The 16,214-nt window shown below is 37.3% G+C and carries 19 protein-coding genes; 8 read left to right on the top strand and 11 right to left on the bottom strand.

What is annotated here, in order from left to right; all coding sequences use genetic code 11:
- Window positions 1-133: 133 nt before the first annotated feature.
- From NZ519_02255 to NZ519_02245, 3 genes are read right to left on the bottom strand one after another with little or no spacing between them, the layout of a single operon-like run.
- Window positions 134-892, bottom strand: coding sequence for a prolyl oligopeptidase family serine peptidase (locus NZ519_02255; GenBank protein ID MCS7027563.1), 759 nt, complete (start codon window positions 890-892; stop codon window positions 134-136).
- Window positions 893-947: 55 nt separating this feature from the next.
- The gene (locus NZ519_02250; protein ID MCS7027562.1) at window positions 948-1,526 is read right to left on the bottom strand and encodes a 5-formyltetrahydrofolate cyclo-ligase; all 579 of its coding nucleotides are present in this window, start codon (window positions 1,524-1,526) and stop codon (window positions 948-950) included.
- 7 nt (window positions 1,527-1,533) lie between these two features.
- A complete protein-coding gene (locus NZ519_02245; GenBank protein MCS7027561.1) occupies window positions 1,534-2,451 on the bottom strand; it encodes a hydrogen peroxide-inducible genes activator in 918 nt (305 codons plus the stop codon).
- A 202-nt stretch (window positions 2,452-2,653) separates the two neighbouring features.
- On the opposite strand from NZ519_02245, the gene NZ519_02240 reads away from it, so the two are divergent.
- Both NZ519_02240 and NZ519_02235 read left to right on the top strand, forming a co-directional pair.
- Window positions 2,654-4,291 carry an acyl-CoA carboxylase subunit beta gene (locus NZ519_02240; protein ID MCS7027560.1) on the top strand — a complete coding sequence of 546 codons (1,638 nt, stop codon included), beginning with the start codon at window positions 2,654-2,656 and terminating at the stop codon, window positions 4,289-4,291.
- A 25-nt stretch (window positions 4,292-4,316) separates the two neighbouring features.
- The gene (locus NZ519_02235; protein ID MCS7027559.1) at window positions 4,317-5,138 is read left to right on the top strand and encodes a geranylgeranylglycerol-phosphate geranylgeranyltransferase; all 822 of its coding nucleotides are present in this window, start codon (window positions 4,317-4,319) and stop codon (window positions 5,136-5,138) included.
- Between the two features lie 40 nt (window positions 5,139-5,178).
- Here the strand turns inward: NZ519_02235 and NZ519_02230 are convergent, their stop codons facing one another.
- Entirely contained in the window at window positions 5,179-5,943 is a 765-nt protein-coding gene (locus NZ519_02230) for a LytTR family DNA-binding domain-containing protein (GenBank protein ID MCS7027558.1), read from the bottom strand.
- Between the two features lie 67 nt (window positions 5,944-6,010).
- On the bottom strand, window positions 6,011-6,457 hold the full coding sequence (locus NZ519_02225) for a hotdog fold thioesterase (GenBank protein MCS7027557.1): 447 nt from the start codon (window positions 6,455-6,457) through the stop codon (window positions 6,011-6,013).
- Window positions 6,458-6,470: 13 nt separating this feature from the next.
- Here NZ519_02225 and yidD point away from each other — a divergent pair, with 13 nt between their 5' ends.
- Window positions 6,471-6,680, top strand: coding sequence for a membrane protein insertion efficiency factor YidD (yidD, locus tag NZ519_02220; protein ID MCS7027556.1), 210 nt, complete (start codon window positions 6,471-6,473; stop codon window positions 6,678-6,680).
- Window positions 6,681-6,720: 40 nt separating this feature from the next.
- On the opposite strand, the gene NZ519_02215 is transcribed toward yidD, so the two are convergent.
- Window positions 6,721-6,867 carry a hypothetical protein gene (locus tag NZ519_02215; GenBank protein ID MCS7027555.1) on the bottom strand — a complete coding sequence of 49 codons (147 nt, stop codon included), beginning with the start codon at window positions 6,865-6,867 and terminating at the stop codon, window positions 6,721-6,723.
- Window positions 6,868-6,919: 52 nt separating this feature from the next.
- Between NZ519_02215 and NZ519_02210 the strand changes: the two genes are divergently transcribed.
- Both NZ519_02210 and NZ519_02205 read left to right on the top strand, forming a co-directional pair.
- Entirely contained in the window at window positions 6,920-7,972 is a 1,053-nt protein-coding gene (locus tag NZ519_02210) for a DUF4129 domain-containing protein (protein MCS7027554.1), read from the top strand.
- The gene (locus NZ519_02205) at window positions 7,932-9,242 is read left to right on the top strand and encodes a hypothetical protein (protein MCS7027553.1); all 1,311 of its coding nucleotides are present in this window, start codon (window positions 7,932-7,934) and stop codon (window positions 9,240-9,242) included. The genes NZ519_02210 and NZ519_02205 overlap by 41 nt, the downstream gene beginning before the upstream one ends.
- A 31-nt stretch (window positions 9,243-9,273) precedes the next feature.
- Here NZ519_02205 and NZ519_02200 read toward each other — a convergent pair whose 3' ends face one another.
- From NZ519_02200 to NZ519_02185, 4 genes are all read right to left on the bottom strand, one after another.
- On the bottom strand, window positions 9,274-10,215 hold the full coding sequence (locus NZ519_02200) for an SDR family oxidoreductase (protein ID MCS7027552.1): 942 nt from the start codon (window positions 10,213-10,215) through the stop codon (window positions 9,274-9,276).
- 3 nt (window positions 10,216-10,218) lie between these two features.
- Window positions 10,219-10,383, bottom strand: coding sequence for a DUF4295 domain-containing protein (locus NZ519_02195; protein ID MCS7027551.1), 165 nt, complete (start codon window positions 10,381-10,383; stop codon window positions 10,219-10,221).
- Complete coding sequence (gene rpmG, locus NZ519_02190) at window positions 10,383-10,574, bottom strand: 50S ribosomal protein L33 (protein MCS7027550.1); 192 nt, start codon at window positions 10,572-10,574, stop codon at window positions 10,383-10,385. Before rpmG ends, NZ519_02195 begins: the two co-directional genes overlap by 1 nt.
- A gap of 146 nt (window positions 10,575-10,720) precedes the next feature.
- Window positions 10,721-11,140, bottom strand: coding sequence for an Hsp20/alpha crystallin family protein (locus tag NZ519_02185; protein ID MCS7027549.1), 420 nt, complete (start codon window positions 11,138-11,140; stop codon window positions 10,721-10,723).
- 213 nt (window positions 11,141-11,353) lie between these two features.
- Here NZ519_02185 and NZ519_02180 point away from each other — a divergent pair, with 213 nt between their 5' ends.
- Entirely contained in the window at window positions 11,354-11,533 is a 180-nt protein-coding gene (locus NZ519_02180) for a hypothetical protein (protein MCS7027548.1), read from the top strand.
- A 91-nt stretch (window positions 11,534-11,624) separates the two neighbouring features.
- Here the strand turns inward: NZ519_02180 and NZ519_02175 are convergent, their stop codons facing one another.
- Window positions 11,625-13,133 carry an SWIM zinc finger domain-containing protein gene (locus NZ519_02175; protein ID MCS7027547.1) on the bottom strand — a complete coding sequence of 503 codons (1,509 nt, stop codon included), beginning with the start codon at window positions 13,131-13,133 and terminating at the stop codon, window positions 11,625-11,627.
- A gap of 58 nt (window positions 13,134-13,191) precedes the next feature.
- On the opposite strand from NZ519_02175, the gene NZ519_02170 reads away from it, so the two are divergent.
- Together NZ519_02170 and NZ519_02165 are read left to right on the top strand one after the other, a co-directional pair.
- Window positions 13,192-14,271 (top strand): T9SS type A sorting domain-containing protein, encoded by a 1,080-nt coding sequence (locus tag NZ519_02170; GenBank protein MCS7027546.1) that lies wholly within the window; start codon window positions 13,192-13,194, stop codon window positions 14,269-14,271.
- 105 nt (window positions 14,272-14,376) lie between these two features.
- Window positions 14,377-16,176, top strand: coding sequence for a YCF48-related protein (locus NZ519_02165; GenBank protein MCS7027545.1), 1,800 nt, complete (start codon window positions 14,377-14,379; stop codon window positions 16,174-16,176).
- Window positions 16,177-16,214: the final 38 nt, after the last annotated feature.

Below are 16,214 nucleotides of genomic sequence, written 5' to 3'. Positions count from 1 at the left end.
AGCGTTAGCGAAGTACCGAAGCGAAGCGCAGTGCGGAATGCCCCGACCCTTGCGCAGCAAGGGGCACGCCCAAAAAAAGAAAAAATTAATCCTTAAATGTCAATTCAAAAGCACTTTAAGAACCGCAAAAAAATTAGAAAGTGGGAACATAAAACTGATTTGAAGTACTTAAATAATCAGAACTTTGTTTTTTGTGGCGTAAAAACCATTCGTACAAAGAAGCATCATCATATACGCGTACCATAGCAGAATGCCCTTCATTTTTGTAGATAGTAAAACGTACATTTCCATTTACCTTACGAAGTTCTTTTACCATTGAAGCAGAGGATTGAATACTTACCGCCCCATCTTTATCCCCATGAAAGACCCAGGTAGGTATATCTTTTAAGAGATGAATGTCTTTGATATCTCCCCCGCCACAAACAGGGGCAATAGCTGCAAATAAATTAGGATACCGCCCTGCGGTTATCCAACAGCCAAAACCCCCCATGCTCATTCCTGTAAGATACCTGCGTGTGCTATCTATACGATAGTACTTTTGCAACGTATCGACCATTTGTTTGATTAAAGCAGGACTCCATCCCCTATTAGTTTGCGGCGCCACAACAATAAATTTGCTCAAATCTACATTTCCTTTATCTACCGTGTAAGGAACACCGTAAGCTCTAACTCTATGCAAATCTGTACCTTGGGCGCTTCTGCCATGCAAATACAAAATTAAAGGAAATACAGTATCTTTTTTGAGTTCGTAGTCATGAGGTAAATTTATCCAAAATGGATAAGGGTACTTTTTATCCCGAATGGCTTTCATGGGCGTTTTGGGTAAGTATCCTTGGGCAAAGCTGCTGGGTAGGAGTAAAATAGCTAAAATAAAAGTTACAAATCGAAACATGCGGCAAAAATAGAGAAAGAGTTATCTACTTACAAACCACTAGCGCTTATTTAACCTATTTTTTACCTTTGAAGTAAATGCACTGCTCTGTAACAATGTATTTCAAAGGAATGTCATGCTTTTCTGGTTCAAACTCGGCTTTTTGTCCCTCGAAGGCTAAGCCGATAGTAGTAGCTTGCGGATATTCTTTGAGAAATTTGTCATAATAACCTTTACCGTATCCTATGCGGTGGTTATTTGTATTAAACGCTACTAATGGGACAAAAATCAGGTCTAGCTTAGGATTCGGCACAGGAATTAAAGGGTGTGGTACAGGAATTCCATATCGGTCGGTTTGCCAGGTGCATTCTTTGGATATTTGAGTATGATGTAAGGTATTTGTAGCATAGTCAATAAAAGAAGTAAAACAATGCTCAACAGGAACTATTTGAGTTAATTTTTCAAAAAGTGGCATAGTTTGTACTTCGTTTTTCTGTACAATGGAGAAGAATAAATGAATGTAGTGAGTAGGTCGTATATCAAAAAAGTTGAGTACATTGCGAATAATTTGGTGGCTATATTCCTTTACTTTGTGTGGTTCTAAGGCATTTCGCCAAGCTATTTTTTCTTTACGCAACAATACTTTATCTGACATTTTTTGACTAATTTAAGACAAAAGCTTTTTCTATGGGTACGCAAACACTTTGCTGTATAATGTTGACTAATGTTTGTACTATCTTCTTTCTTTGATAGTGCTGATGTGTAACAAGAACAATTTCACGGTAGGGCTGTGGGGGCATAAATTCACGTAAATTCTTTCGTTGGTTTTTGTTAAGGGAATAAATTGCCAATTTAGGGATGATAGTTAAGCCGCCCACTGTATCGACTAAGTTAATCAAGCTTTGCAAACTTCCTGTCTGATAAAATAGTTTATTTTCTACGTCTGATGCTTTTGAAGAGCATATTTTGAGCAGTTGCCCTCTTAAACAGTGCCCCTCTTCTAAAAGCCAAAGATGATTGATGTTAATTTGTTCAGGTGAGACATACTTCTTACGGCTTAAATTTTCTGTTTCAGAGCAGTATACATAAAAAGGTTCAACAAATAGAGGATACACGGAAACATAAGCATTCTCAATAGGCATGGCTAAAATACCAATATCTAACTGATATTGAAGTATTTTTTCTAAAATGTAGTGAGTCATCTGTTCCTGTATGTGCAATCGTAAATTTTGGTACTGTTGGTTAAGAGTGGGCAAAAAAAGAGGAATGAGATAGGGCGCTAGCGTGGGAATAATGCCGATTTTAATATCACCTGATAAACTCTCGGTTACTTCTTGGGTGTATTGTTGTAGGTTTTTTACTTCTTCAAGTATCTTTTTAGCTTTATAGATAACTTCTTTACCTTGTGGAGTAGGCTGAATAGGTTGAGTTCGTTCAAAAATAACTAAACCTAACTCTTCTTCTAATTTTTTTATCATAGTACTCAAAGTAGCTTGAGTAACAAAACATTTTTCTGCTGCTTTTACAAAACTTTGTGTCTCTGCTACTGCAATTAAATACTCTAACTGATGCAAATTCATTTACGCAAAGATACACACAATATGGGTCAAAAAATTAAGATAATTTTTAGGACCTTTGCTTAATTGAATTTGAGTTTGAACTTGAACAGTAGTTGTAGTTTGCAAAATAAGAATGCAGATTGTAGCTACTGTGTAGAAAATTGTATTTCAAATTTGTGCATTGTGTTTCTATACTTATCTTTGCGAAAAGTCAGATACTGCCATGTTAAAAACAGATATTGCTTTTAATCAAAATGAAGATGAATTCAAGATGCTCATTTTTCGGATGGAAGAGCGCTTGAAAAAAATAAAGTTAGGCGGTGGAGAAAGCGCTATAAAAAAGCAGCATGAACAAAATAAAATGACTGCCCGTGAGCGGGTAGCATACTTATTAGACAAAAATAGTGAATTTATTGAGATAGGTGCTTTTGCGGGAGAGGGAATGTATGAGGAGCATGGGGGATGTCCAAGTGGCGGAGTAGTTACGGGCATCGGAAGGGTGAGCGGAAAATTATGTGTTATTGTAGCTAACGATGCTACGGTAAAAGCAGGCGCATGGTTTCCGATTACAGGTAAAAAGAATCTTCGTGCCCAAGAAATTTCTATTGAGAATCGTTTGCCAATTATTTATTTGGTAGATAGCGCAGGGGTTTACCTGCCTTTGCAAGACGAAATATTTCCAGATAAGGAACATTTTGGGCGGATATTTCGCAATAACGCAGTAATGAGCGCAATGGGTATTCCACAAATTGCAGCTATTATGGGGAGCTGCGTAGCAGGTGGGGCTTATTTACCTATCATGAGCGATGAAGCTTTAATTGTGGATAAAACAGGTTCTATTTTTTTAGCAGGTTCGTATTTAGTTAAGGCGGCTATTGGCGAAGACATTGATAACGAAACACTCGGCGGTGCAACCACACATTGCGAAATATCAGGCGTTACAGATTACAAAATGCCAGACGATAAGACTTGTTTAGACACTATCCGCAGTATCGTGGGTAAAATTGGGGATTTTCCTAAGGCAGGATTCAATCGCATAAAACCTGAACCACCTGCATTAGATGAGAAAGAACTTTTTGGGATTATTCCTGTGGATAGAAACAAGCCTTATGATATTAAAGAGGTTATCAAACGTATTGTAGATAAATCTGAATTTGACGAATATAAGGCTTTATACGGCAAAACAATTGTTACGGCTTATGCGCGGGTAGATGGTTGGGCAGTAGGAATTGTGGCTAATCAACGTTTGATGGTTAAAACTAAAAAAGGTGAAGTACAAATGGGCGGTGTTATTTACTCTGATTCAGCAGATAAAGCTGCCCATTTTATTGAAAACTGTAATCAAAAACGAATTCCGTTAGTGTTTTTGCAAGACGTAACAGGTTTTATGGTAGGTAGCCGCGCCGAACATGGGGGAATTATCAAAGATGGCGCTAAACTAGTTAATACTATGGCTAACTCAGTAGTACCTAAATTCACGTTTATTCTAGGCAGTTCTTTTGGTGCAGGAAATTATGCTATGTGTGGCAAGGCTTACGATCCCCGATTGATATTTGCTTTACCTACAGCACAAATTGCTGTAATGGGAGGAGCACAAGCTGCTAAAACTTTATTACAAATAGAGATTTCAGCGTTGAAGAAAAAAGGACAAGAAATTGATCCTCAAAAAGAAAAAGAACTTTTTGAAAAAATAAAATCTCGTTATGATGAACAGATGACACCTTACTACGCCGCTGCCCGCCTATGGGTTGATGGTATTATCTCACCTTTGGATATTCGCAAAATTATCTCCATAGGAATTGAAATGGCTAACCATAATCCTGAAATTAAGCCATATAGAACAGGTGTTTTAAGGACATAATTAAAGAAGGGTTATGAGATGGCTCATGCTTTTTCGCCCTATTAACGTGTTAATGATAGGCATGACAGTTATTTTGGGTGCTTATTACGTCAATAGGGGTGTGGATTTTATGTTTCATAAAATTTTTTATCTGTATGTATTAGGAACTATGTGTATCGGTGCGGGGGGCTACGTAATTAACGATGTTTTTGACGTAGAAATAGACAAATACAACCGCCCTGATACGAATATTATTGGTGAACGAATATCCGTTAGTATGGGGTATGCTATTAGTGTATTTTTGTTTGCCTTAGGTCTGACACTTCTTTACTTTACGAAAAATTTTTCTGTATTTTTAATCGGATTGGTAGCTGTCATAAGTTTGTATTTATACTCTAAGTACTTCAAAAAATCTTTGTGGATAGGGAATTGGATTATAGCGCTTTTAGCCATGTTTAATGTATGGGTTGGGGGAATGTACTTCTTTTTATCAAAAAATATACTTTGGATGGGTGCGTTTGCTTTTCTTATTACGCTTATACGAGAAATTGTCAAAGATATGGAGGATGTTTATGGAGATGCTTTGGGAGGTGCTTTTACTCTGCCAATGTTAGTAGGAATGGAAAAAGTCAAAGAAATAGTACATTTTTTATGTATTGTGCTGGTTGTTTTGCTTTTAGCTAGCTTAGTCTTTTTGGAATACAATGTGATTTTTATTTTTGTCAATATTGTTTTAGTGCAAATGCCGCTTTTGTACTGCCTTACACTGCTGTACAGGGCTAAGTACAACGAAGACTTTGCCCAAATAAGTACTTATCTTAAAATTGTAATGATAGGAGGTATGATTATGGGCATGCAATTAGCATGATAATCTAAAAATTGCAGCTAAGTGAGTGAAGTTTTTGTATTCAAATGTCTTTATGATTTAAGTTTAAGACTTTTTTGATTATTCTAGACTTATCCCTGCTACAAAGTACCTCATTGTTATCATTGAGTACAACTTTGTAACGGTTACTAAACCATATTACCAATTCTTTGATTTGTTTGAGATTGATAATTTCAGCCCTATTGACACGCAAAAAGTCTTTTTCAGGTAAGCGATTTTCAAAGTACTCTAAATTTTGGTTAATGTAATAAGAACCTTCCGCGGTAAAAATGTAGCATCCTCTACCTTCTACTTTTACCAAAGTGATATCTTCGTAATTTATTAGTTTGATTTTATCTCTGTGAGTAACAGGAATTTTTTCGCTAAACTTAAACTCTGTTTGTTGTTTGAGGTCTTGTTTAAGTTTTTGAACTGTGTGAGGGTCTTTTTCTTCTTTTAGTCCGCTTTTTTGAATGGCTGATTGCAACCGTTCTAGATTAAAAGGTTTAAGTAGATAATCTACGGCATTGAGCTCAAAAGCTTTGATGGCATATTCCTGATACGCAGTAGTGAAAATAACTTTGGTAGGTATATCGTTTGGAATGTGTTCTGCTACTTCAATTCCTGTCAGCCCGGGCATTTGAATGTCTAAAAAGGCAATATGCGGTTTATATTCCATGATGGCTTGTAGGGCTTCTACTCCATTTTTGGCAACCGCATCAATAGCTATCTCGGGGATGCTTTTGAGCATATAGGACATTTTTTCACGAGCAGGCAATTCATCATCGGCAATGATAACGTGAATCATTCTTGTTAGCAAAGATATGAAAAAATATCTAAATTTAGACCTATTCATGTTGTTGGATTTGGAACGGTCAAAGCTTTTGTAGAAGTTCTTCTTTACTTATGACCGCAACTGTGTGCCGACTTACGCAAACTAATTTTTGGTTTTCATCATAAATTTTTATTTCCCACACTTGGGTTTTACGACCAATATGTAAGGGTTCTGTACGCCCGTACACGTATCCAGAAGTTACGCTGCGTATATGATTTGCGTTGATTTCTAGACCTACGCAATAAAATTTTTCAGGATCTACACATAAGTAGGCTGCGGCACTGCCTAAGGTTTCTGCTAATACTACAGAAGCCCCACCATGCAAAAGTCCCGCAGGTTGTTTAGTTCGCATATCTACGGGCATTTTTGCACAAAGATAATGGCTTCCTATTTCTGTAAATTCTATTCCTAAATGACTGACCAAAGTATTTTGGCAGCGCAAATTCATTATTTCAGGGGTGATATTTTCAGGAAATAACGATTGCATATATTTTTGTAGGATGAAATGGATTTTGATTAAATTAGTAAAAATGTATCAATACCTACTTTCGCCTTTGTTTCCGAATGCTTGTCGTTTTGTACCTACTTGTTCAGAATACATGATTCAAGCGATACAAAAATACGGCATTTTTTATGGAGTTTGGAAAGGTTTGCGTAGGTTATCTCGTTGTCATCCTTGGGGGGGACATGGATATGATCCTTTGGAATGAGAGGGGTTAGTTATTTTTGTTGGGGCGCCCCCAAGAACATTTAGTCAAGTTCTACTGCGTGAGGCATGCGAAGGGCGTGCGTCAGCACGGTGCGAAGCGCAGCGTAGCACCGAAGCGTCAGCGTAGCCCGAAGCACGCCGACCTTGCCCACACAAGCGCAGCGAAGTGTGGGCAAGGACACGCCCAAAAAAACAAAAAAATAATACAAACCTCCTATAATTTAACTATCTTTGTACAATATGCGCCTTTTAACGATACTCTTAATATGCATAGCCCTCTGCCCCTCCATAGCAAAAGTCTTTACTCTGCAAGAATATGGTCAAATGCTACAAATAGTTGAAGATGCTGCAAAAAAAAGTATCAAAAGCAAAAATTACAAGTTCCTATTTCAAGAATTAGAACGCATACCTGAAAAAATTACACTTATCTACGCAGCAAATAACGACACAATGAAAAAAGAAATACATTTAAGTTGGCTGAAAACATACCTGCACGCTTACATAGATACTTTGAAAAATGAAAACGGAAGTTCTATCCAAGAAATTTTAGAAAATGCAAAAGAAAGCAACGAAGAGCCTTGGTCAATTGAGAGCAGAATTGTACCTATTGAGGATAAAATTAAATCCCTTATTCTAACCTTGCAATCTGCCCAAAAAGAGCTTTCAATGATGGGCTACAAATATGAAAATGAATCAAAAATAAAAACTAATCTCAATTCATTAACCGACAATAGCCAACAAGACAACACAAGAAAAAACTCCTCAAACTGGCTACACAAAGCTTTTGAAAAAATATCTACCTGGATACAAGACAATTTCAAAGGAATACAAAAAATATGGAATGGCTTTTTGATGCTTTTAATTTTGGTAGCTATAATTTTTTTGGGAATTCAAGCCATAAAACAAATTCGGAACTCTGAAAGTCCTGCACAAGAAACTACACATGCGGGCTTACTCCACCCTGATGACCCTCGCAGTAGCAGAGAGCTAATCCAAAAAGCAAAAGAACATCAAGATAAAGGCGACCTTCGTACAGCAATACGATATTACTACATAGCTTTTATTGTAGAGTTAGAAGAGCGGAATATACTACCCTATCAACCTCATTTTACTAATTGGGAATACCAAAGAAAACTTAATTCAATGGGCTACACTCAAAAAGAAATTCAAGAGCTAACCGCTATTTTTGATAAAGTTTGGTACGGAATGTACCCTGTACAAAGTGAGGAATATCAAAAGTATATACTGAACTATGAAAAGATTAAAAACATTCTTACAAGCTCAAAGGCATAATCCTACAAAATTGATTTTCTTTTTTTTGATTTTCTACTTGGCGGCTATTTTTATTTACATTTTTCATAAAGAGGATAAGTTTGAGTCGCAATGGCAGCCTGTATATTCTACCTATTATAAAGATGAAACAGGTTTATCTATTTTCTTTGATTTGATAAAAAAAAGCCAAATTCCTGCTGAACGTTGGCAAAAACCTCTTCATTTTTTAGATACTCATCAAACCTACAATGTATGGATTAACCCCCCATCGGAAGTAAATCGCCTACAAGATACAGATTATACTCACTTAGCTAAATTAGTGGCTGGGGGTAGTAATTTGGTTTGTATCACTGAATCTAATCACTATGGTTCAAATCAATTGCTCAAAACTTTTAGAATCTACAAAGGGGTAGAGCGCATCAACCTGCTTGAAAAACAAGAAGTAGATCCTGAAAAGGTAGAAGTTCTTAGTCCTGTTGCTTGGTTTGGATATATAGATAGAGTTTCCTTTGCAAAGGTACAGCACAAAAATGACCCAGAATTGGGATTTGAAATACCTCAAACAGAATTTTATTTTTTTCGTTCAGATACTTTTGGAATTATCCCTTATTTACGTATCAAAGGTACACAAAATGCTCAACTGGCTATAATGCATTACGGAAAAGGTCGGATATTCTTATGCAGCATACCTGATGCCCTAACTAATAAAGGTATTCAAAAGAAAAACAACGCCTTATTTTGGCTAAACTTAGCTAAAAACTTATATCATAGCAACCGACAGCCTATTTTGTTTGATGAGTATAGTCATGGATTTGGTAACGAAATTTTAGATTTTAATCAAACATGGTCGCCTTTTTTATTACCTGAAAGCAAGTATGTTTTATGGGGTTTGACAGTACTGTTTATTTTGTACGCTTATTCGCAAGGAAAAAGATTGATAAAACCTGTCAAAGTATATGAAGAGCCTCGCCGAAGGGTAATAGAATTTGTTCAAGCTGTGGCGCATCTTTATGAAAAAAATAAAGCCCATACTGCCATTCTTAATGATGTAGCTAGCAGATTTAGAAAATACTTAATTGGGCACCTACGCATAAATCAAAATAGTAGCAATGCAGAAATACTTCAAGCTTATGAAAAAAAATATGGCAGCGAAAGAGTTGATCAGCTCTCTGCCTTACTTAAAAAGATAGATTCATATAGATATAAAGCTAACCTACATCAGACGGGGGAACTTATTCAGGCAATAAAAAAGTTCTGTTCAGAACATAAAATTGACTACTATAAAATATAAAGTTTTGCACGGGTTTTATTTGTTACAAGGTTCATAAAATTTTGCTTTTGAAGTATTCATAAGTGAGCTTTAACCCTTCTTGGCGAGACACTTTAGGTGTCCAGTCCAATAAGGTTTGTGCTTTGGTAATATCGGGTCTGCGCACTTTGGGGTCATCCTGTGGTAGGGGTTTGAATACAATTTTGCTTTTAGTTCCTGTAAGTGCTTGAATTTCTTTTGCAAAGTCTAAAAGGGAGATTTCATCAGGATTACCGAGATTGATAGGTTCAACAATATTGCTCATAAGTAATCTGAATATACCTTCAATTAAATCAGAAACGTAGCAGAAGCTTCGAGTTTGAGAGCCATCGCCGAATACAGTGATATCTTCTCCGCGTAAAGCTTGACTCATAAAAGCAGGAATAGCTCTGCCATCATCTAAACGCATGCGCGGTCCGTAGGTGTTGAAAATGCGAACAATTCTAGTATCTACCCCATGATAGCGATGATATGCCATAGTAATAGCTTCGGCAAAGCGCTTAGCTTCATCGTACACGCCACGCACTCCAATAGGGTTGACATTCCCCCAGTATTCTTCTGTTTGAGGATGCACTAAGGGATCGCCATAGACCTCTGAGGTAGATGCTAAAAGCATGCGGGCCTTTTTAGCTTTGGCTAAACCTAAAATTTTATGTGTGCCTAGTGCCCCTACTTTTAAGGTTTGGATAGGTAGTTTAAGATAATCTACGGGACTTGCTGGTGAGGCAAAGTGTAAAATATAATGCAGTTCGCCTGTTACATGTACGTAGTTAGTTACATCGTATTGTATGAAGGTAAAATTTCGGTTTCCAAGCAAGTGTGCGATGTTGTCCATGTTACCTGTGATCAGGTTGTCCATCGCAATGACTTCAAAACCTTCAGCCAGCATACGATCACAGAGGTGCGAGCCTAGAAAGCCCGCCCCACCTGTAATCAAAACCCGCTTTTTGCTCATGCACTACTTGAGGTTTTTGGATTCTTTAATTACTTCGTGTACCCTGTCCACAGGTACCATGACCTCTTGAAATGAATAGTTGCCATCTTTATTCTTTACCGCTTTGACTACTTTTGCCCAGTTTTGTTTTTCACCTGACTTGAAGGTTGCTACTACTTTCTTTGCCATTATTTAATCTCCTTATGAATAGTTACACGTTTGAGGATAGGATTGTACTTTCTAAGCTCTAGCCGCTCAGGCGTATTTTTACGATTTTTTGTAGTGATATACCTAGAAATGCCTGGCATACCACTAGCTCTATGTTCAGTACATTCCAAAATAACTTGCACGCGTGCTTCTTTACTTTTTTTCTTTCCCATAGCAGTTGTTCAAAAACAACGCGCAAAATTAACACAGTAACCTCAAAGTAGCAAGTAAATTTTTGTTTTTGTGTTCATTGTATTTGTGAAAAATAAAAATGCCCATAAGTGTAAATACTCATGGGCATATCTCTTGAATATCTGTTTTAGTCTATTCTAATAAGTTGTTTTACAGGTTCTTGTACAGGCATCTTAGGTAGAGTAATGGTTAGAATGCCATTTTCAAATTTAGCTTGAATATTGTCTTTTTGAATGTTGTTGGGCAAACGGAAGGAACGTTTGTACTTACCGTATTTGATTTCTTTCAAGTGGTAAGTAGTGTTCTCTTCGCGGCTTTCCTTATGTTCCGCAGTTACGATTAGATAGTTTTCTTTTTGCTCAATGGTTATGTCTTCTTTTTTAACCCCTGGAATGGCTATTTCAATTTTATAGTCATCAGCGGTTTCTTTGATATCAGTGCGGGGCATGAAGTTGAAGTCTTCTTCTACTTTGAACAAGTTGCTGAATACTTCATCAAATAAGGAAGGTTTTAAGAATGGGCTTACTAAACTTATTTTTTCGTTCATATTCAAGTTCTCCTTTCTGTGCCATACAAATTCAATCTATGTGCCAAAAAATAAAACTGTTTGATTTTCAATGAGTTTTTAGAATACTGCATGACAAATTGTCCGAAGGGGTTGAATTTAACATGACAAATTCTTACATTTTTTCATACTTATGTCAGAGAATAAGCTATTTTTGGTAAGCAGCATGCGAAATTTGAATAGATTTTTAATTTTTTGGGCGTGCCCTTGTGGGCATTTCGCTTGCGCTCATGCCCACAAGGTCGGCGTGCTACGGGCTACGTGCGGAATGCCCCGACCCTTGCGTCAGCAAGGGGCACGCCCAAAAAAACAAAGAATTACACTATTTTTCAGCAAGCATTTTTAGGTAATTTATGCACGTTTTTGAAAAAATAGTAGTGAACAAACACAATAACTTGCTTTGCAAAAAGCCTGGGGCTTGTTAAACAGACTTTAATTACGGAATATATAAAGGACATAGATTGACTTAAAAAGCCGCAGGAAAAGAACAAGAATCATCGCAAAGAATGTAGTTGTAGACTAAAAAAGCTCTTGCCCACTGCTGAATAGGTTCTAATCCTGTGTTATCTAGCCCAGGAACTTGGATAGGTCCTAACTTTTTACCTGCTTCAAGGTGTTTTTTTAAGGTTTCAGAAAGTTTAGCCTGTTTTCGCAGGCTTTTGTTTATGTCAGTTTCAAGCAAAATGTAGGTATTGTTGTGTAATATCCCGCCCAAAGGTATAATGGAATGAGGATATATTTGTAAGTAGATTAAGGTAATCCCTTCTTTACCTTGTGTAGCCCATAAATTTTCTAAATTTCCTTCAAAGACATATACTTTATTCTGTGCTTGGATGTGGTATAACGTAGCACTTACCTTTTTTAGATACACAGGCGATTTAACATGCAAAGAGAAAAACAAAGGTAATTTACTTATACTTTCATCCAAATGGTGCGCAGTCACTGGTCGTGTAAGACTAAATTCACTTTCATCTTGACATTCTCGCCAGTCCGATAACAAAATACCTTTTTGCAAGCCAGGGTAATAAGCAATACTACCTTCATACAATTGACCTTTTTCTAAGTTAAGAACAGTTTGTTTATTTGACCCTGTTAATTTTGCAACAAAAACTTCTGTGTCTACAACATAAGTCCACTGACCTGTATTTTGACCTATCAAAATCCAGTGATGAATTAGCATTATGGTCGGTTTTGTTCGTTTGTCTGCATAGTATCCTACGCATAGCCACCTATCTTTGACTATATCGCCATATTGTTGAACCTGTTCCTTTTTTAGATAACTACCTAGCGCGTTGAGTAAAATTTCTTGAAATTCAGGAGAAAGAATATCCCTTTTTTGCCATAAATTCCACAAAATAGCGCTTTTAGCAATGGTTTCTGCGGGATTGTTTTTTAACTCTTGGTCTATTAAATGAGCTAATTCAGGCATTTTTGCAGCATTGAGTGAATTGACTAAGGAGAGCTTGCTTTGATAATCCCACGTAAACGCAAGTGTGGTTCCTTCATCAAGTACGTTATTGAGGTAGGATTTAAGTAGTTCTAAACCTTCAGTCATTTGGCTTTCTCTTCTTTGCGCTTCCTTTGATTTTGCCCCTCTGATGCGAGCTAAGCCTATAACAGGCTTTTGAACTTCATTTGTAACATATTTATCTTGTATGTGTTTTTTTATCCATTTTTCAGCCCAAGTAGGAGGTTCATCAGGTAAAAATTCTTCGGGCTTTTGAAGCGCTTTTATCATTAAACCTAATACATGCTTACAAATTTTTTGTCTTTTTGACGCAGGACATGAACAGCTATAAGCTAACACTGATGCATCGAAGATTATGGTATATGGGTTAGCTCCACTGCCTTGATATTCTCCCCAATAAAAATACTCTTTTGTGCCTGTATTAAAAAAGTTAGTGCTTATGCTTTGAGCTTCAAGTAGTATATCAGAGGAAGCAGCGAGAGATTGAATTTTCTCATTTGTAAGCATACATAAAAATACTATCAAAATAAATTAAAACAAAAGAAAAATTGAGTATTTTTGTGTTATGTTAAGGTACATAAATTTGTTATTAACTTGCTTTGTGTCTTTACAGTTGGCTATTGCTCAAATTACTATCACAAGCACAGATATGCCAGTTGTGGGCGATACTTTAAGATACTGCAATGCTAGCCCTACCTCAGGTGGGTATGACTTCACTTTAACAGGTCCTAACCATGTATGGAATTTTACTAATCTTAATTGTACCAGCCAAGATGTGGCGGCATATAAAAGCGCGTCTAGCACTCCGTATGCATTTTATTCCGCTTTCTTTGGCAAATATGGCACTAAAATAGCCGATAGTATTGGATTTTCATTTTTAACATTTCACAATATTTGGGACTTCTATGGAAAAACTAGCACTGTATTCAAGGCTGAAGGATATGGCTTGACCTATTCAGGGCTTCCCCTAGCAGCTACCTACACTGATGATGATGAAATTTATCAATTCCCGCTTGAATATAATGACAGGGATAGTTCTACTTTCAGATTAGCAATGGAAATTCCTGGTTTGGGAAAATTTATTCGCAAAGGATATCGGATTAACTTGGTAGATGGATGGGGTAAAATTACCACAGTTTACGGTACATTCAACTGTTTGCGAGTAAAGTCTACTATTGCAGAAATAGACTCACTTTTAATTACTTTTCCGACCACTATAAATTTAGGCTTTCCTGTTAATATAACCGAATATAAATGGTTAGCCAAAGGAGAACGTTTTCCAATTTTGGAGGTACGCGGTAATACAAACCTATTCGGCTTTACACCTACCCAAGTGCGTTATCGGTACAAGATAGCTACCAGCAATATTGACGCAAACATGTTTGAAAATAATGCTATAAGTTTGCATCTATACCCTAATCCTTCTACACAAGCCCCATATCTTCAAAATTTTAGTTATGTAGGCAGAATGAATCTTTTGGTTACAGACCTATCAGGAAAAATTTTAGTAGCTAACGAAGTATGGAATGCCCAAGAGGTTCAAAATACTCTTGATTGTTACGCACCTACACTTTCACAAGGAACATACTTAATTGTTTTAGATTGTTCTAATCAAAGATATGTCGGGCGATGGATTAAATTGTAGCCTAAGGCTACAAGAGTCCTTTGAGCAACTTCATCTCTGCTCAACAAAAATCGAGTTTGCATTATCAATTCAATTGCTTAACTTTGTCTATTATTGGCAAATACCATGAAGAATTATCCATACATACTTGCTCTACTTTGCATGTTTGGAGTAGCTCATGCACAGAGCTGGCAAACTCAAGCTACAGGTTTTACAACCCCTAGCAGAGGAATTACAAATGTATCTATCGTTAATCCGAATGTAGTATGGGCAAGTGCTTATGATGGTTCGGGTTCAAGTGCTATTGTGCATGAGTTTACGCGCACTCTAAATGGAGGAGCTACTTGGACACCTGGCGTTTACAATGCCCCAGGTATATCAGGATACAGCACAGCGCAACTTTTCGCGCTAAACAAAGACACTGCTTGGGTAATTATGTACAACGGTAGCACAGGAGGAGGAAAAGTTATCCGAACCAACGATGGCGGGGCTAATTGGTTTGTACAACCTACGGCTACTTTTAGTCCACCTGCGGGTTTTGGTAATGTGATTCACTTCTTTAATGCAAACGAAGGCTTCTGCATGGGCGATCCAAACGGGGGCTACTATGAAATTTACACTACAACCAATGGTGGCACAAACTGGGTAAGAGTCCCCTCTTCAAATATACCTCCCCCTTTGACTGCAAGTGAGTACGGCTTAACTAACTCTTATGCCGTAGTCGGAAATAAAATATGGTTCGGCACTACACAAGGCAGAATATATAAATCTAACAACAAAGGACTGAATTGGACGGTACATAACACACCTTTTGCAAGCAATGTGTATATTGTGGGATTAGCTTTCAAAGACAGCTTAAACGGATTAGCTATTGGCTTGGTAGGCAGCAGTAACGCAGGTATTATCAAAACTACGGATGGCGGCAACACTTGGACTATGCTTAGCACAGGTATTACAGGTGGATTAGATGCAAAAACTACTATTGCTTATGTACCCGGCACGCGTGGAACTTATGTAATTGGTTCTATTTTTGGCACTATGCCTGGCAGTGCCTACACTTGTGATGATGGTGCTACCTGGAATAATATAGATAACGTACAGCATGCACATACCAGCTTTATCAACTCAAATACAGGTTTTTCAGGTAGTTTTAACATAGACGCTTTTACAGGAGGTATGTTCAAATGGGATGCCCCACCAGCGCCTACTATAATTACTAAGGATACCACCATTTGTGCAGGTAACCCTGTTACTTTACAAGCTACGGGTGCTGGTACTATTTATTGGTACACTTCGGGCAGCGGTGGATTTCCTATTGGCACAGGTAGCACATTAACTGTAACCCCTTCTTCAACAACAACTTACTTTGCAGAAGTGGTTTCAGGAGGAAAGACAAGTTTTAGAAATTATGTCATAGTTACAGTTAATCCTTCGCCAAGTGCTACTATTACAGGTCCTACCACAGTTGTGGAAAATCTAATTTACTCATATAGCGTGCCTAGTACCACAGGGGCAAGCTATAATTGGAATGTTACAGGGGGAACTATTATTTCAGGTGCAGGTACAAATAGCATCATGGTTCAATGGGGAAGTGCAGGTACAGGAACGGTAAGTGTAACTGTTACTCTGGGGGCTTGCACTAAAAGCAACTCTATCAATGTTACGATAAATATGGCTACGGGGCTACAAAACGAACCTGTGTTTGAAGTCAAAATTTATCCTAACCCTGTGCAAGAAAAGCTTTATCTCCAAATTGATCATCTTGCCCAAGCTACTTTGTATGATAGTTACGGCAGAAGAGTAATGTCTTTTGTAGCCAAACAAGGATTAAATGAGATTGAACTAGGTCAAATGGCTAAGGGCATGTATCTACTTACTTTGCAAAACGACAATAAACTTCAATCTATACCGATATTGATAGAGTGAAAATTTGAGATACTGACTGTACACTGCTGTAAGTTTGT

This window comes from Bacteroidia bacterium, from assembly GCA_025056095.1.
Lineage (GTDB): Bacteria > Bacteroidota > Bacteroidia > JANWVE01 > JANWVE01 > JANWVE01.
The sequence above is the reverse complement of the archived record's forward strand: the minus strand, read 5'-3'. Positions and strand labels throughout refer to the sequence as shown.

What these genes read in the sequence shown, in the direction of transcription:
- NZ519_02255 (MCS7027563.1), bottom strand. Translation starts at nt 892, where the DNA reads ATGTTTCGATTTGTAACTTTTATTTTAGCTATTTTACTCCTACCCAGC.
- NZ519_02250 (MCS7027562.1), bottom strand. Translation starts at nt 1,526, where the DNA reads ATGTCAGATAAAGTATTGTTGCGTAAAGAAAAAATAGCTTGGCGAAAT.
- NZ519_02245 (MCS7027561.1), bottom strand. Translation starts at nt 2,451, where the DNA reads ATGAATTTGCATCAGTTAGAGTATTTAATTGCAGTAGCAGAGACACAA.
- NZ519_02240 (MCS7027560.1), top strand. Translation starts at nt 2,654, where the DNA reads ATGTTAAAAACAGATATTGCTTTTAATCAAAATGAAGATGAATTCAAG.
- NZ519_02235 (MCS7027559.1), top strand. Translation starts at nt 4,317, where the DNA reads ATGCTTTTTCGCCCTATTAACGTGTTAATGATAGGCATGACAGTTATT.
- NZ519_02230 (MCS7027558.1), bottom strand. Translation starts at nt 5,943, where the DNA reads ATGATTCACGTTATCATTGCCGATGATGAATTGCCTGCTCGTGAAAAA.
- NZ519_02225 (MCS7027557.1), bottom strand. Translation starts at nt 6,457, where the DNA reads ATGCAATCGTTATTTCCTGAAAATATCACCCCTGAAATAATGAATTTG.
- yidD (MCS7027556.1), top strand. Translation starts at nt 6,471, where the DNA reads ATGAAATGGATTTTGATTAAATTAGTAAAAATGTATCAATACCTACTT.
- NZ519_02210 (MCS7027554.1), top strand. Translation starts at nt 6,920, where the DNA reads ATGCGCCTTTTAACGATACTCTTAATATGCATAGCCCTCTGCCCCTCC.
- NZ519_02205 (MCS7027553.1), top strand. Translation starts at nt 7,932, where the DNA reads ATGAAAAGATTAAAAACATTCTTACAAGCTCAAAGGCATAATCCTACA.
- NZ519_02200 (MCS7027552.1), bottom strand. Translation starts at nt 10,215, where the DNA reads ATGAGCAAAAAGCGGGTTTTGATTACAGGTGGGGCGGGCTTTCTAGGC.
- NZ519_02195 (MCS7027551.1), bottom strand. Translation starts at nt 10,383, where the DNA reads ATGGCAAAGAAAGTAGTAGCAACCTTCAAGTCAGGTGAAAAACAAAAC.
- rpmG (MCS7027550.1), bottom strand. Translation starts at nt 10,574, where the DNA reads ATGGGAAAGAAAAAAAGTAAAGAAGCACGCGTGCAAGTTATTTTGGAA.
- NZ519_02185 (MCS7027549.1), bottom strand. Translation starts at nt 11,140, where the DNA reads ATGAACGAAAAAATAAGTTTAGTAAGCCCATTCTTAAAACCTTCCTTA.
- NZ519_02175 (MCS7027547.1), bottom strand. Translation starts at nt 13,133, where the DNA reads ATGCTTACAAATGAGAAAATTCAATCTCTCGCTGCTTCCTCTGATATA.
- NZ519_02170 (MCS7027546.1), top strand. Translation starts at nt 13,192, where the DNA reads ATGTTAAGGTACATAAATTTGTTATTAACTTGCTTTGTGTCTTTACAG.
- NZ519_02165 (MCS7027545.1), top strand. Translation starts at nt 14,377, where the DNA reads ATGAAGAATTATCCATACATACTTGCTCTACTTTGCATGTTTGGAGTA.